We start from the raw sequence: 14,474 nt of genomic DNA, 5'->3' as shown, positions 1-14,474 counted from the left end.
CAGAGCGTTTGGAGCGATTTCTTATTTGTAGTCACCTATCAGATAATTATAGAATGGGGCATCTACATAAAAAGGGTAGGAGGTAACTTTTACCTTAGGGTCAATCTTCTTAAAACCAGCAACAACTTGTGCGGATTTCTCGTTTAACGAGAAGGATTGAGCCACATAATTGTCTTTTTCCATATAGTTATTGGTAATCTGTTTATACCCTTTCATTTCATTCATGGAGAAGTAAAGTGGCTGCCACCAAGATGAAATAAGCAAACCAGTTTGATCTTCCGAATCTTTTTTTGCATAGGAATGAATGATTTTATCGAAGGCTTCTTTATCAGCTACAGATGTGAATTCAAAACTGATATCGTATTCTTTGGAGTAGGCGATGTATTTTCCGTTATCAATCTTTACTACTTGATAGTCAAAAGTGATGACAGGCTGACCCCATTCGGCTAAATAGATAAAAGCAGATGTTTTCGGCTCCAGTTGTACTTTTGCTGCCAGCCCCTCACTTTTTAGCAAACCGATCAGTTGAAGGGCATGCTGTATGTCACTATGGCCATAGGTGAGTGAAAGAGCCGGGTCAAACCGTGGAGCGAATCGTTTATCCTTGAGATTGTACCCCGTGACGATATCTTGTTTAAGTGCCTCGTTTACGATCTTTTGTAAGTCCTCAGCTTTGATTAAGTTGGTGGTTTTCCAAGAGTGAGAAACCTTATTGTAAATATCCTCATCAGTTGTAAAACCAAGGAAATGCTTATATTCCCCTTTATATTCCAGTACTTTGCCGATCAAGACAGTTGCTACATCGGGCGAAACAGCTTGATTTTTGATAACTGCTTGAGCAAGAGTTGCTGGGAGTAGCTTTGTATCGATTGCTACGGCAATCTCTTGCGCTGCCTTAATAGGAAGCTGACCTGTTTTATATGAGAGGGATGCAGAAGCAAAGGCTTTTTTAACTTTCGCTTCCGGATACGTATAGGCTAATTCTTTAAGACCAGCAGCACGGACTGTGTAAGAGACGGCATCTTGAGCGGTTAATGGTTCATTTGGCTTAAGTGTTGTGGCATTAACGATCCCTTGTTCTTGCAGAGCGCTAGCGGCCTGTGCTAAAGTAGAACCCTCTTTTACATCAGTAAATGAGATTTTGCTCTCTTTTGATGGTTGTAAAGCAAGTATAGTCGTTAGAGCTTGTAGATAATCAGCTCGGGTTACCTGTTTTGGAAAGGTTAGCTGATAATTCGTTTGTAAGAATTGGGCATATTCATTCAATTGAGGGGCAGTGACGGAAGAAGATGCCCCCTGAGTGGCAAGCAGTAAAGTCTCCTGAGCATAAACAGATGGAGAAGCTGTTAAGACACTTAAAGCTAAGACAAAAGCTAGTCCAGATTTTTTTATTGGATGCAGGGTTCGTTTCATGTTAGTTTGACCTCCCAATTTAGATAAATTTTAACTGAACTAAACTTTTTTTGCAGAAAAAGGTTTAGTTTGCTACCTGTCAGTAAAATCCATAAAATTACAATACAAAGTCGCTTTTATACCCATATTATAAAGGGATAGAAGAGCTTTTTAAAAGGATTATTTTTTTGGAATGTAAGTAAAATGCATTAAAAATTCTGTTTATTAATCAAAAAAAACGAATTAACTAGCTAAAATACGTACAATGTTTTGTTTTATCTTGATTAAATTCGGATATTAAAATAAAATAAGATTGCGCCGATCAATTGTTGATTTCTTTTCGGTAATGTTGTGTTTTGTGGTATTCTGACAAACTACATATGAGTTAAGACAGAAAAAACAACAGGGAGGTTTCTTATGCATAAGTGGGAAGCTATAGACGAAGCTAACAAATACATAAAAGAAAGAATAAACCAAACACCAACCATCGGATTGATTCTAGGATCGGGCTTAGGTGAATTAGCGGAAGAGTTAGCTGATGCCATTGTTATTCCCTATCAAGAAATTCCTCATTTTGTGATGTCGACAGTGGATTATCATGCAGGTAAACTAATTGTTGGCAAGCTTGAAGGGAAGACGGTTGTTGCTATGCAAGGCCGCTTTCATTATTATGAAGGTCACAGTCTCGAATCGGTAACATTTCCAATTCGAGTAATGAAAATGCTGGGGGTTGAGCAACTTATTTTAACTAACGCAAGTGGAGGCTTACATATCGACCAGCAGCCAGGGGATTTAATGTTAGTGACGGATCACATTAACTTAATGGGGATAAATCCGCTGATTGGGGTTAATGATGAGAGGCTGGGAGATCGCTTTCCTGATATGAGTGAGACCTATTGTAAATCCTTAGCTCAGTTGGCAAGACAGGTAGCAACACAGATAAGTGTGCCTTTAAAAGAGGGTGTCTATGTAGCTTTTACAGGCCCTTCCTTTGAAACGCCAGCTGAAATCAGAATGGCGCGGGCAATAGGGGGAGATGCAGTAGGCATGTCAACAGTACCAGAGGTGATTGTAGCGAATCATGCTGGTATTAAAGTGCTGACTATCTCATGCATTTGTAATTTAGCGGCTGGAATTTTACCTCAACCTATTACGGCTGAAGAGGTATACGAGGCGGCAGGACAAGCAAAAGAGAATTTTTCTAAGCTTCTACGAGGCATCGTGGGGAATATGTAAGTCACAAGGTTATAAGAATAGGTATTAAATAAAAAACAGAGGTGTAAGTCATCATGGATTTTCTACGAGGCCTCCTTGGGGTTATTGCTGTTCTATTTATTGCATTCTTGTTTTGTAACAATAAGAAAGGGATTAGATGGCGTCCGATTGCTGGGGGATTAGCTATCCAGTTTCTTTTTGCATTCATTGTGTTAAAATGGGAGGCAGGTCGAGCTGTACTAAGTAAGTTCACTGACGTAATGAACCATATTATTGGTTATGCGAATGAAGGGATCAGATTCCTTTTTGGCGGACTGTACACTCCTGATTCTAAAATTACGTTTGTCGTAGCATTTAATGTTGTGCCGATGGTTATTTTTTTCGCAGCACTGATTTCTGTTTTATATTATGTAGGCGTTATGCAGCTATTTATCAAATACATTGGTGGCGGTATTTCCAAAATATTAGGTACGAGTAAAGCTGAGTCAATGTCAGCAGCGGCGAATATTTTTGTGGGTCAAACGGAAGCGCCTTTAGTTATTCGTCCCTTTTTAAGCCAGCTTACACGCTCAGAGCTGTTTGCTGTTCTGACAGGGGGACTTGCTTCTATAGCGGGAACAGTGCTTGCTTCCTACTCTTTACTAGGTATCCCGATGGAATATTTGCTTGCGGCGAGCTTTATGGCTGCTCCTGCTGGATTAGTTATAGCCAAGCTATTCTTCCCGGAGACTGAAAATATAAAAGACCGGGAAATAAAACTGGAAAAAAATGAATCAGCGAATATATTTGATGCAGCAGCGCGCGGGGCTGGGGACGGCCTGTTTTTGGCATTGAATGTAGGAGCGATGCTGTTGGCATTTGTAGCCTTGGTTGCTATGGTGAATGGTTTGCTTGGCTATATTGGAGGACTGTTTGGCATGGAGATAACCTTGCAGCGAATTTTTGGTTATCTTTTCTCTCCTTTGGCTTTTGCAGTTGGGGTACCATGGAGTGAGGCTGTTCAAGCTGGTTCTTATATCGGACAAAAAATCGTTTTGAACGAATTTGTTGCTTATATTGATATGGCTAAGAATATGGCAAATTTGACACCTAAAACAGTAGCAATCCTAAGCTTTGCGCTTTGCGGATTTGCTAACTTTGGTTCTATGGCAATGCTGATTGGTGGACTTGGTTCACTTGTGCCTGAGCGTCGAAGTGAAATTGCTCAGGTTGGCATGAAGGTTATCTTTGCCGGCACATTGGCTTCCTTGTTAAATGGTGCGATTGCTGGGATGTTCTTGTAAGGGGTAAAACCACAAAAAGCAGTTCCTTACCTATGATGTAAGCAGGAACTGCTTTTTTGTATGTTGTCACTTTTTCTACGTCTTCTCATGCCTGGAAGTTTTATGAAGAGGAAGATGTTTCCTCGAAAGCAGTATCAATATCCTCATCGTCAATCTCAATATTATATCTGCTCAAAAGCTGTCGCCATTCTATAGATAAGGGTTGGTCTGTGATCACTTTCGTAATGCCTTGAAAGTCAGTAATAAAAGTAAAACCAGCTTTATCAATTTTAGTATGATCGAGCACTAGGATTTTTTGCTCTGAGTTTTTTAACATCAGTTTTCTAATTTCGGCTTCAAATTCGTTAGAGTCTGTAGCGCCTCGTTGAAGATGAAGACCGGTACAGGAAACGAAGGATGCATCGGCAAAATAATGAGATAGGGCTCGTGTTGCTGAGTGGCTAACATATGAAAGGGAACGGCGTTGTAGTGTTCCTCCTGTGGAAATTAGCTTTACGTGCTCAGCATCGGATAGCTCTAGCTCGACCTTAAATGAATTAGTGATAACCGTAAGATTCTGTTTATTTTTTATTTTTTTGGCAATATATAATGAAGTCGTGCTGGAATCAAGCATGATTGTATCGCCGCTTTTTATGAGCTGAGCGCATTTTTCTCCTAGTTTTTCCTTTACATCGACATAATAGCTTTCACGTACCCAGAGAGGGAAATCAGAGCGCAGTCCATCTTCTAAAATAGCTCCTCCGTATGTACGCACTAAAATGCCTTCCTTCTCTAATTTGTCTAAATCACGACGAATAGTCTCTTCAGAAACAGAGAATTGTTTACTGAGCTCTGTTACCATGACATTTCCTTGTTCAAATAGCATGTTCATGATTTTTTTGCGACGTTCGATTGCTAACATAATACCTCCCAAAACAATGATCTATCCCAATCGACCTACAGGTATGTCTCTTGCCAAAAAGGATACCAAAAATAACGTTGTAAAAAAAGATAGGAAGAAAAGAAATTTGAATCAGCATTTACAGAAATTCAGGTGGGGTGTCGAAAAAGTTTGGTCAAAGAGCTGGAAGCAGTTGAAAATGAGTATATAGATTAGTAAAATCAAGGTATCGGTCAACAAGAATGTTTGATTGTGTGGTTTTATGTGTTTTCTGATTAGTAGCAGAAAAATTTTTGTTTTTTTGCTATAACAAAGATAAGACAAATCGCAATCCTAAGTCATTTAAATTTGAATTGGCTTATTACAAATAGGGGGAGGCTCTCACATGGCGACGTTTATTCAATCGGTCCGTTTTGAAGACAATACTTTATTTATTTTAGATCAGACGAAACTTCCAACTTTGAAAGAATTTTTAGAAATAGACAACATAAAGGATGCCTGGGATGCCATTAAGGAGTTAAAGGTAAGAGGAGCTCCTGCGATTGGGATTGCTGCCGCTTATGGACTGCTGCTTGGTATCCATGATGCACCTGAGAACTCCTTTGAGGTCTTCTACGAGGTATTCACAAAGCATAAGGAGTACCTTGCGTCTTCACGGCCTACAGCAGTTAACCTATTTTGGGCATTAAACCGTATGGAGCAACGGGCTTTGGCTGACCAGCACCTACCAGTGGCTGAAATTAAACAGCGTCTTGTTACAGAAGCGCATGCGATTCGTGCTGAGGACGAAGAAACATGCCGGATGATTGGCGAATATGCATTGACGTTGTTTAAAGACGGCATGGGCGTGTTAACGCATTGTAATGCTGGTGGAATTGCTACGGCACGTTATGGTACAGCACTTGCACCTATTTATTTAGCAAAAGAAAAAGGCTGGGATATCAAGGTATTTGCCGACGAGACTCGTCCCTTGCTGCAAGGAGCTCGTCTGACGGCATGGGAATTACATGAAGCGGGTATTGATGTGACGCTAATTACGGACAGCATGGCTGCAATGGTGATGTCTAAAGGCTGGGTACAGGCAGTTATCGTTGGATGCGATCGGGTTGCTGCAAATGGTGATGTAGCGAACAAAATTGGAACGTATGGTGTGGCACTGCTGGCAAAGGCCCATCGCATTCCATTTTATGTAGCAGCCCCAATGTCCACAATCGATCTTGATACTGCTACAGGAGAACAGATTCCGATTGAGGAGCGGGAAGCTGGTGAAATTATTGAAGGGTTTGGCAAGCAAACGGCACCGCATGATGTCAAAGTATTTAACCCTGCCTTTGATGTAACTCCGCACGATTTAATAACAGCAATCATTACTGAGAAGGGTATTTTACGAGCTCCTTACAACAGTGCACTGACAGAGCTGTTCCAGATCACTGCAAAAAGCAACTAGATGGCCCACAGGAAACAAGGAGGACAAAACTAATCATGACCGAACCAACGTACGAACAGATGAAAGATGAAGCTAAAATCAAACAGGATATCTGTGAGATTGGGCGTAAAGTATATGAAAAAGGCTTTGGCGCGGCTAACGATGGAAATATTTCGGTTCGTCTTTCTTCCAACGAGATCTGGATCACGCCGACCGGCGTAAGTAAAGGAGCTTTGCAGCCAGATATGCTGGTCAAAGTAAACCTGCAAGGGGAAGTATTAGAAGGAGAGCTTCAACCAACCTCTGAGATGAAAATGCACTTGAAAGTATACGAAATGCGTCCAGACATTAGCGGGATCGTTCATGTTCACCCTCCGTATGCTACAGCTTTTGCCATAGCAGGCATTCCCTTAGATTTTGCAACCCTGCCGGAATCGGTAGTGTTGCTTGGAACGATACCTTTAGCCAAATATGCGACTCCTTCCACCCTTGCTCTCCCTGAATCCATTGCTCCTCATATCATGAACCATCAGGGGGTTTTACTAGAAAACCACGGGGCCCTTACATGGGGAAAAGATCTGCAAACAGCCTACTATTTGATGGAGTCGCTCGAATTTACTGCAAAAATTAATTGGATTGCGAAACAAATGAACGGAGCACGGGAATTGTCAGCAGAACGGGTGCAAGAGCTAGTAGCGTTACGAGAGAAAATGGGATTAATGGGGGAAACGCCAACAGGAGTCATTTGTCCACCAGGAATCGATGTATGCTCTGTAAATGAACAAGCTTTGAAAGAACCACAACCACTGACAGTCAAATTAGATGAACAACAAATGGAAGAGCTTGTTAGCCGGGTAACCAAGGCGGTTATTTCCGAGCTGCAGCATCCAAAACTGAAATAGGAAACGGTTTGATAAAAAAAATGCGAAGCCTGATTTCAAGGTTTTCGCATTTTTCGTTTGGTTTAAAAGTTATGTAAAAAAAAGAATGTATACTATAAAACAGATGTGATAGGATATAGGAATGCTTCTACTAGGAAGTATGTATTTAAAGGGGGGAATCAGATGGAAACCGTAAAAAAACCGCATATTTTATCAAGTCCATTTATACGGGTTATTCTGTTGTCAGGTGTATTTTTACAGCTAGGTACATGGGTGCGAAATTTTGCTATCCTTTTGTATGTTATGGAAGTTACCAATAATGATCCTTATGCGGTCTCCATGATTTCTGTGGCCGAATTTGCTCCAATCTTTATTTTCTCATTTATAGGCGGGACGTTTGCTGACCGTTGGAGACCAAAAAGAACAATGGTGTGGTGTGATATTTTAAGTGCCGCTTCTGTTTTTGGGGTTCTATTGACTCTTATGTTTGGATCTTGGAAAGCAATATTCTTTGTTACGCTGTTTTCTGCTATCCTGTCTCAATTTTCGCAACCATCGGCAATGAAGCTATTTAAACAGCATGTTCCAGCAGAACAGTTGCAAGCAGGAATGGCGATGTTTCAAACGCTGATGGCAATCTTTATGATTGTTGGACCAGCTATTGGCACCATGGTATTTCAGAGCTTCGGAATCGACGTTTCGATCGCCCTGACAGGACTTGCCTTTTTAGTCTCAGCAGCGGTGCTTTATAGATTACCAGCTGATTTGAAGCCGAGGAAGAATGATGCTACCACTGGTATTTTAAAAGAGATGACTGACGGATTCCGTTACGTTTGGTCAAAAAATGTATTACGGACGCTCAGCTTCTGCTTTATTATGGCAGGTTTAGCAGTGGGGCTATTACAGCCTTTGGGTGTATTTATTGTAGTGGAGCAGCTAGGATTGCCTAAGGAAAACCTCCAATGGTTTTTGATGACCAATGGTGCGGCTATGCTGGTGGGTGGGGGATTAGTTATGGCGATCTCTAAAAAAATCTCTGCTCAGAAGCTATTAGCTATCGGGATGATTAGCAGTGCGATTTCGGTAATTGGCATTAGTTTTTCACAAAATTTTATCCTAGCCCTTGCTTTTCAATTTATTAACGGATTGTTTTTCCCCTGTATTCATATTGGGGTCAATACGCTGATCCTAATGTCTGCGGAAGAAGAATTTGTTGGTCGGGTCAATGGCGTGCTTAGCCCTTTATTTTCCGGAATGATGGTTGTGATGATGAGCGTATCTGGTGTTGTAAAAGAAACGTTTACGCTGCAGGGAAGCTACCAGATAGCAGGATTATTTTTTATAATCGGGGTCTGTGCAGTGATTCCGCTGTTTAAACTTCAGCTACAAAAGCCGGAGCATACGGAGAAAACGTCTCAGCCAGCCTCTGAACCGCAGCCGGAATAGTAGGATATACATCGTTTTTTAGATAGTTGAATAAAGAAAACACACAAGTCAGCTTAATTTACTGGTTTGTGTGTTTTTTTATTTATATGCAAAGGATTAGCTTACATATTCCATTCTAATTGTCTGCCGCCGATAATGTGGTAATGCAAGTGGAAGACCGTTTGTTGTCCATGCTTTCCGATATTTGTCACCACACGGAATCCGTTTTCCTCCAAACCAGCTTCTTTTGCCACTTTTTGAATTGCCAAATGGAGACTACCAATTCGTTCTTTATCTGATTCATCCACACCCATAACAGAGGAAATATGTTTTTTAGGGATGACTAGGATATGTACAGGCGCGATGGGATTAATATCGTGAAACGCGTAGACATCATCATCCTCGTATACTTTTTTGGAAGGGATTTCACCTTGAATAATTTTACAAAATAAGCAATCCATCTAAATTTCTCCTCTCAAAGTTTAATATTCTTCCTCTTATTGTAGTAAAATTCCAGTGAATTTACTAGTTTGCTTCCTAATTCAGTGCATTATTTTCTGGGAAACCGCAAAAAGAGGCAAAAATCCAACTTATTATGAATACAAATAGCAAAATCATACATACTTAAGTAGAGAGGGAATTTGTTACAAGAGTGCGAAAGTTATCAGTAAAATCAAAAAACATAGGGCGTTTTATATTTCATTTTTTGTAATATTCCTTTACAATGTTAGAAATCCTTTATCATAGTAGAGAAAGAGAGTGGGGGAAACCATGGCACAACAGGCGACAAAGATGACGGAAAACCTAAATCCGTACGAAATTGTTCAAAAACAAATTGAGAATGCTGCTAAATTGCTTGATCTTCCTCGAGCAGCGGTAGAGATTTTGAAAAAGCCCAAACGTGTTGTCAGTGTATCTTTTCCAGTGAAGATGGATGATGGAACTGTTCGTGTATTTGATGGGTATCGTTCGCAACATAATGATGCCATTGGTCCGACTAAGGGAGGAATTCGCTTCCATCCGCAAGTAACTCTTGATGAAGTTAAGGCTCTGTCTATGTGGATGTCTTTTAAATGCGGTGTTGTGCATTTGCCATATGGTGGCGGTAAAGGCGGAGTCATCTGTGATCCGCGTACGATGAGTCAGGGAGAATTAGAGCGTGTCAGCAGAGGATTTATGGAGGCTATTCACGATGTAGTTGGACCTGAAAAGGATATTCCTGCCCCCGATGTTTACACGAATGCGCAGGTAATGGGCTGGATGATGGATACTTATAGCCGTTTAAAAGGAGCTGTTTCACCGGGAGTTATTACCGGGAAGCCCCTTATTCTCGGCGGGTCAAAGGGTAGAAATGAGGCAACAGCACGCGGCTGTGTGTATACGATCCTAGAAGCTTTACGTGAAAAGGGCATGTCCGCTAAGGATGCCACAGTAGCAATTCAAGGCTTTGGGAATGCCGGACAAATCGCGGCTAGGCTTTTGCATGAAATAGGAGCGAAGGTAGTGGCTGTAAGCGATTCAAAAACAGCTATCTATGCAAAAGCAGGATTGCATATACCTGATGTTATTGCAGCCAAGGAAGCAGGGTCGCTAGGAAGTGTAGCCGGAGCTAGTCTTATTGCCCATGATGAACTGTTAGAAGTAGAAGTGGATATCTTAATTCCTGCTGCATTGGAGAATGTGATTACAACAGCTAATGTAGATCAGATAAAAGCTAAAATTATTGCAGAGGCTGCCAATGGACCAACAACGCCAGCAGCAGATGAGGTCTTGCAGCAAAAAGGGATTCTGGTCATTCCGGATATTTTAGCCAACGCAGGCGGAGTGACGGTTTCTTACTTTGAATGGGTCCAAAACCTCATGAATTTTTACTGGTCTGAAACAGAAGTAAATGACAAGTTAAAGGATGTAATGGTGCGTTCTTATCAGGAAGTAGGTCAGATTGCTAAGCAATATCAAACAGACAGAAGAACAGCCGCTTTTATGATTTCTCTACTCCGTATCACAGAAGGAATGAAAGCGAGAGGCTGGATATAATTCCTTGCTAACAAAAGCGATTTTTCTTATGATATCTGTATGATATGTTATTCCCCGCCGGAAACTATACCCGGCGGGTTTTGCTGTTCCCCCACGTTCCTGTAGGTGCTTCTATAGTATGTTGATCAGGTTGGTCAGCGTGTTCAATTTAGTCGCCTTTTTTATGCAATAAGGAAACCCTTTCCTTATCAGGATCGTCACTTACGTTGTACGAAATTTTTTCCTCATAAAGCAGTTGGACAGGCCTTGTGATTGGAAAGAGGAGGATAAAAGGAATTTATGAAAAGTGTACGTACGATTTCAGCTACAGCAATACTCGTTGCACTATCTGCTTCTTTGGTTGCTGGGTGTCAGGGAACACCGAATAAAACACCGTCTACCGGCTCAGAAAATGCTCAAACGGCTGAGACTAAGGGAACGCAGTCAAATCAGCCAACAGAGCCATTGACAGATCAAAAGGAAAGGACCGGAAATGAGACAGCAGGGGAATCCCCAGGAAATACTTCAGCACCGAATGCCTCGTCGGAAGGTACAACAGAAAAGTCAGGAAGCAAAGCGCAAGCAGTGTCTCCAGAGAGTATACAGGTGCTGGTTAATAAACAGTATAAGCTACCTGATAGCTATAAACCTCAAGATCTTGTCTATCCGAATGTTCCTTTTTTGTTTAAAGAAAAAATTGAAAAGCGTATGATGCGTAAGGAAGCAGCAGTTGCTCTTGAGCAATTGTTTGCTGGTGCGAAACAGGAAGGCATCATGCTGGCGGGAGTATCCGCTTATCGTTCACATTCTACTCAAACAACCCTATTTAATCGCTATGTGCAAAAGGATGGGGAAGAAGCGGCCAAGAAGTACAGCGCAGAGCCGGGTCACAGCGAACATGAAACTGGACTTGCGATTGATGTTTCCGGAAGCACAGGAAAATGTGCGGCAGAGGACTGTTTTGAGGGTACTCCTGAAGCCGTCTGGTTAGCTGATCATGCGCACGAATATGGATTTATTATTCGCTATCCAAAAGGGAAAGAAGCCATCACAGGCTATCAATATGAGCCATGGCATCTGCGTTATGTTGGGAAAGAAGCAGCAGGTGAGATTCACGATAAAGGTATAACACTTGAAGAATATTCAAATACTCCGACAGCATAAACTCATCAATGAAAATATTTTTTTAAGTTTCGGTGGTAAAAATGTGACCCTTTTGGATTGTTGCTCGTCTTACTAGATAGGGGAGCGCCCCCTATGTAAGGAGTGGGTTACATGAATATGAAAATACAATCGCTCACAGCTAGCTTTTTAACAGCGAGCATGCTGTCCATAAGTCCGGTTTGGGCAGAAGAAATGACAAGCAGCATGCAAACCAAAAGCAAAGAAGTTGTGACCATACAAACACCTGAGAAAACACAATCGAACATACAAAAAAAGATAAGAAAACCAAAAAATGCTTCCATGAAAAAGTCTGCTCGTGGAGACATTCAATCCGATAAAAGGTGATTTGTATCCTAAGTCAAAAAAGGCGAGTGTGCACAGAGACGGCACACTCGCCTTTTTTATCGAAAACCTGAATAATGTGCTCAAAAGGATTAGCTGTTACCCTCCAATAAATCCAAAAAACACTGGAAGGCTTTAGAAATACGTTTTTTACGATGATATACAATTTGACGAAATACCCGGATATCTGGATGGGTAAAGGGAAGGATGCTAAGCTTTCCTTGCTGTACTTCCTCAATCACTGCGAGTTTTGGCAATATCGAGACCCCTAAACCATACGAAACACATTGCTTGATAGCTTCTAAGCTGCCAAATTCGTAGGATAGCTCCGTTTTGACCCCGTTCTGCTGAATTACTCTTTCTAACATATCTCGGTAGCTGCAGCCCTCTTCGGTCACTATCATGGTTTCACCTTCAAGATCATGAACGCTGATTTGTGGTAGGGAGGCTAAAGGATGATCTGGATTGCCGATTAAGACAAGCGGCTCTTCTTTTAAGACATGACAGATTAAATCGGGATCATGATGCTGTCTGTCCATGATTATCGCAATATCATAAGTGCCATTTTTAACACCCTGAACCAGATCACGACAAATTCCTGGCTGTAAAAACAGCTTTAGACGTGGATGCATCCGACGAAGAGATTGTAGATGAGGGGGCAAATAAAATGCCGCCAAAGACTCGACTGTACCTATCGTTAGCATGCCAGTTAACTGGGTTTGTTCTGATAAATTTTCTTTCACCTCATCTAAAAGAGCTAAAATCTGCGAAGAGTAATGTAAGAGCTCTTCACCACTGTCTGTTAATCTAATTTTTCGACCATAGCGTTCAAATAAACTGGTTTGAAACTCTTCTTCCAGCCGCTGGATTTGAGTTGTGACGCTTGATTGGGCGTAGCCTAGTATTTCTGCGGCTCGTGTAAAGCTTTGCTGTCTGGCCACTTCGCGAAAGGTTCGAAGATAATAGATGTCCATATTTTCCCTTCCCATCAAAATTATCGATTGAATTTATCAAATATTATAGATAACACCGATAGGAAAGTATATGGTAAAGTGAGGTCAACTAATTTTTAGGGGGACTAAAAATGACAATGCAAAGTCAAACAGCTCAAACCTTAAAGAAGACATTGACCTTACCTCAAATTGTGGCTTTATACATTGGAGCAGTGCTTGGATCAGGAATCCTGCTAATTCCCGGAATAGCTGCTGAAATGGCTGGGCCAGCGTCTTTATTATCTTGGATAATGATGTCATTGGTTATGATACCGATGGCGATTACGATGGGACTCTTGTCCGCCATATATCCTAGCGCCGGGGGAGTTTCTCATTTTGTCAGACTCGTTTATGGTCATCGCTTTGGCAATTTAGTTGGTTGGTTCTTCTTATTGTCAGTTCCCATTGGCGCACCAATTTTGGCAGTAACCGGCGCTACCTATGTAACCACATTGTTAGGCTGGGAGCATAGCAGTGTATATCTTATGGCAGGCCTAATAATCGCTGTTGTTGTGGGCATGGGCTTTTTGGGGATGCAGGTGACAGGGCGGTTGCAGACAATTGTGGTCTCCTTTATTCTGGCCATTTTAGTATTAGCCGTTGCTTCTGCTGTACCACACGCTAAGCTTGAGGCCTTCACGCCTTTTGTTCCTCATGGCTGGCTTTCTATTTTTCAATCGGCTAGCTTATTGTTCTGGTGTTTTATTGGGTGGGAGGCAGTAACCCACCTATCAGAAGAGTTTATTGATCCAAAGAAAAATGCCATGAAGGGGGTCATGATTAGCTCTGCTCTGATAGCTTTGCTGTATGTAGGCGTAGCGATCATGACCATTGCCACCTCTAGCTATGGTACAGGAACCAAAGCTTCACTCAGCACGATGGTTCAGTTAACTTTTGGTCAAATAGGGGGCTGGGTAGTTGCGATTACCGCTTTGTTTATATGTCTAGCTACTGCCAATGCTTATGTAAATGCAGCCGCCCGAATAGCTTTTGCGTTAGCTAAGGAAAAAAGTGCCCCTGCCTGGATGGGTACCCTGCATTCACGCACACAAGCTCCGTTAGGAGGACTGCTTTTTCTTAGTGGTGGCTTTGTACTCACGCTACTGTTACTCGCAAGTGGATCAATCTCATTAGAGAAGCTCATTCAGATACCAAATGCTGCTTTTATGGCTACATATCTAGGCGGGTGTCTTGCTGGGATCAAGCTTTTGCGTGGAAACAAGTGGGGACATGTCTCTGCATGGATTTCTCTAGTGGTCACCCTGTGCTTATATCCTTTTCTGGGGTGGGGCGGCTTGTACCCTATATGTATTTTTTTATTCATGCTTATTTTTGACAAAAAGCAGGGCAAATCTGCATAAAAAATCGTCAGATGACAAAGGATCTTTTTACCGGCAAAAAGACCCACGAATGCCAGTGCTTCGTGGGTCTTACTATAAGTATGTACCTATAGATCTA

Annotated in this window: 13 protein-coding genes; 9 read left to right on the top strand and 4 right to left on the bottom strand. The window is 41.7% G+C overall.

Annotation, left to right across the window (positions count from 1 at the left end; genetic code table 11):
• Positions 1-21: 21 nt before the first annotated feature.
• Complete coding sequence (locus tag QZ995_RS18895; protein ID WP_301809951.1) at positions 22-1,413, bottom strand: hypothetical protein; 1,392 nt, start codon at positions 1,411-1,413, stop codon at positions 22-24.
• Positions 1,414-1,809: 396 nt separating this feature from the next.
• On the opposite strand from QZ995_RS18895, the gene QZ995_RS18890 reads away from it, so the two are divergent.
• Both QZ995_RS18890 and QZ995_RS18885 read left to right on the top strand, forming a co-directional pair.
• A complete protein-coding gene (locus QZ995_RS18890) occupies positions 1,810-2,628 on the top strand; it encodes a purine-nucleoside phosphorylase (protein ID WP_301809948.1) in 819 nt (272 codons plus the stop codon).
• A gap of 53 nt (positions 2,629-2,681) precedes the next feature.
• A complete protein-coding gene (locus tag QZ995_RS18885) occupies positions 2,682-3,890 on the top strand; it encodes a NupC/NupG family nucleoside CNT transporter (protein ID WP_301809946.1) in 1,209 nt (402 codons plus the stop codon).
• A 100-nt stretch (positions 3,891-3,990) separates the two neighbouring features.
• Here the strand turns inward: QZ995_RS18885 and QZ995_RS18880 are convergent, their stop codons facing one another.
• Positions 3,991-4,791: a DeoR/GlpR family DNA-binding transcription regulator gene (locus QZ995_RS18880; protein ID WP_301809944.1), complete on the bottom strand. Its 801-nt coding sequence runs from the start codon at positions 4,789-4,791 to the stop codon at positions 3,991-3,993.
• Between the two features lie 364 nt (positions 4,792-5,155).
• Here QZ995_RS18880 and mtnA point away from each other — a divergent pair, with 364 nt between their 5' ends.
• The 3 genes from mtnA to QZ995_RS18865 all read left to right on the top strand — a co-directional run bounded on the left by mtnA (position 5,156) and on the right by QZ995_RS18865 (position 8,523).
• On the top strand, positions 5,156-6,217 hold the full coding sequence (gene mtnA, locus QZ995_RS18875; RefSeq protein ID WP_301809942.1) for an S-methyl-5-thioribose-1-phosphate isomerase: 1,062 nt from the start codon (positions 5,156-5,158) through the stop codon (positions 6,215-6,217).
• 35 nt (positions 6,218-6,252) lie between these two features.
• Complete coding sequence (locus QZ995_RS18870) at positions 6,253-7,098, top strand: class II aldolase/adducin family protein (protein ID WP_301809940.1); 846 nt, start codon at positions 6,253-6,255, stop codon at positions 7,096-7,098.
• 162 nt (positions 7,099-7,260) lie between these two features.
• Positions 7,261-8,523, top strand: a complete 1,263-nt coding sequence (locus QZ995_RS18865) for an MFS transporter (RefSeq protein WP_301809938.1) — start codon at positions 7,261-7,263, stop codon at positions 8,521-8,523.
• Between the two features lie 101 nt (positions 8,524-8,624).
• Here QZ995_RS18865 and QZ995_RS18860 read toward each other — a convergent pair whose 3' ends face one another.
• Positions 8,625-8,963, bottom strand: coding sequence for a histidine triad nucleotide-binding protein (locus QZ995_RS18860; protein ID WP_003336269.1), 339 nt, complete (start codon positions 8,961-8,963; stop codon positions 8,625-8,627).
• 310 nt (positions 8,964-9,273) lie between these two features.
• Here QZ995_RS18860 and QZ995_RS18855 point away from each other — a divergent pair, with 310 nt between their 5' ends.
• The 3 genes from QZ995_RS18855 (at position 9,274) to QZ995_RS18845 (ending at position 12,027) form a co-directional block, all read left to right on the top strand.
• Complete coding sequence (locus QZ995_RS18855) at positions 9,274-10,539, top strand: Glu/Leu/Phe/Val family dehydrogenase (RefSeq protein ID WP_301809933.1); 1,266 nt, start codon at positions 9,274-9,276, stop codon at positions 10,537-10,539.
• 279 nt (positions 10,540-10,818) lie between these two features.
• The gene (locus tag QZ995_RS18850) at positions 10,819-11,682 is read left to right on the top strand and encodes a M15 family metallopeptidase (RefSeq protein WP_301809930.1); all 864 of its coding nucleotides are present in this window, start codon (positions 10,819-10,821) and stop codon (positions 11,680-11,682) included.
• Positions 11,683-11,793: 111 nt separating this feature from the next.
• Positions 11,794-12,027 (top strand): hypothetical protein, encoded by a 234-nt coding sequence (locus QZ995_RS18845; RefSeq protein ID WP_301809929.1) that lies wholly within the window; start codon positions 11,794-11,796, stop codon positions 12,025-12,027.
• 89 nt (positions 12,028-12,116) lie between these two features.
• Here the strand turns inward: QZ995_RS18845 and QZ995_RS18840 are convergent, their stop codons facing one another.
• Positions 12,117-12,998 (bottom strand): LysR family transcriptional regulator, encoded by an 882-nt coding sequence (locus QZ995_RS18840; protein ID WP_301809927.1) that lies wholly within the window; start codon positions 12,996-12,998, stop codon positions 12,117-12,119.
• Between the two features lie 110 nt (positions 12,999-13,108).
• On the opposite strand from QZ995_RS18840, the gene QZ995_RS18835 reads away from it, so the two are divergent.
• Positions 13,109-14,377: an APC family permease gene (locus QZ995_RS18835; protein ID WP_301809925.1), complete on the top strand. Its 1,269-nt coding sequence runs from the start codon at positions 13,109-13,111 to the stop codon at positions 14,375-14,377.
• Positions 14,378-14,474 lie beyond the last annotated feature (97 nt).

Origin of the sequence: Brevibacillus laterosporus (assembly GCF_030489605.1) — a bacterium.
GTDB classification, from domain to species: Bacteria; Bacillota; Bacilli; order Brevibacillales; family Brevibacillaceae; genus Brevibacillus_B; species Brevibacillus_B laterosporus_E.
Note: the sequence above shows the minus strand (reverse complement) of the source record. Positions and strands in the feature narration are given on the sequence as shown.

Coding starts and splice junctions, on each gene's coding strand:
- QZ995_RS18895 (WP_301809951.1), bottom strand. CDS start 1,413: ATGAAACGAACCCTGCATCCAATAAAAAAATCTGGACTAGCTTTTGTC.
- QZ995_RS18890 (WP_301809948.1), top strand. CDS start 1,810: ATGCATAAGTGGGAAGCTATAGACGAAGCTAACAAATACATAAAAGAA.
- QZ995_RS18885 (WP_301809946.1), top strand. CDS start 2,682: ATGGATTTTCTACGAGGCCTCCTTGGGGTTATTGCTGTTCTATTTATT.
- QZ995_RS18880 (WP_301809944.1), bottom strand. CDS start 4,791: ATGTTAGCAATCGAACGTCGCAAAAAAATCATGAACATGCTATTTGAA.
- mtnA (WP_301809942.1), top strand. CDS start 5,156: ATGGCGACGTTTATTCAATCGGTCCGTTTTGAAGACAATACTTTATTT.
- QZ995_RS18870 (WP_301809940.1), top strand. CDS start 6,253: ATGACCGAACCAACGTACGAACAGATGAAAGATGAAGCTAAAATCAAA.
- QZ995_RS18865 (WP_301809938.1), top strand. CDS start 7,261: ATGGAAACCGTAAAAAAACCGCATATTTTATCAAGTCCATTTATACGG.
- QZ995_RS18860 (WP_003336269.1), bottom strand. CDS start 8,963: ATGGATTGCTTATTTTGTAAAATTATTCAAGGTGAAATCCCTTCCAAA.
- QZ995_RS18855 (WP_301809933.1), top strand. CDS start 9,274: ATGGCACAACAGGCGACAAAGATGACGGAAAACCTAAATCCGTACGAA.
- QZ995_RS18850 (WP_301809930.1), top strand. CDS start 10,819: ATGAAAAGTGTACGTACGATTTCAGCTACAGCAATACTCGTTGCACTA.
- QZ995_RS18845 (WP_301809929.1), top strand. CDS start 11,794: ATGAATATGAAAATACAATCGCTCACAGCTAGCTTTTTAACAGCGAGC.
- QZ995_RS18840 (WP_301809927.1), bottom strand. CDS start 12,998: ATGGACATCTATTATCTTCGAACCTTTCGCGAAGTGGCCAGACAGCAA.
- QZ995_RS18835 (WP_301809925.1), top strand. CDS start 13,109: ATGACAATGCAAAGTCAAACAGCTCAAACCTTAAAGAAGACATTGACC.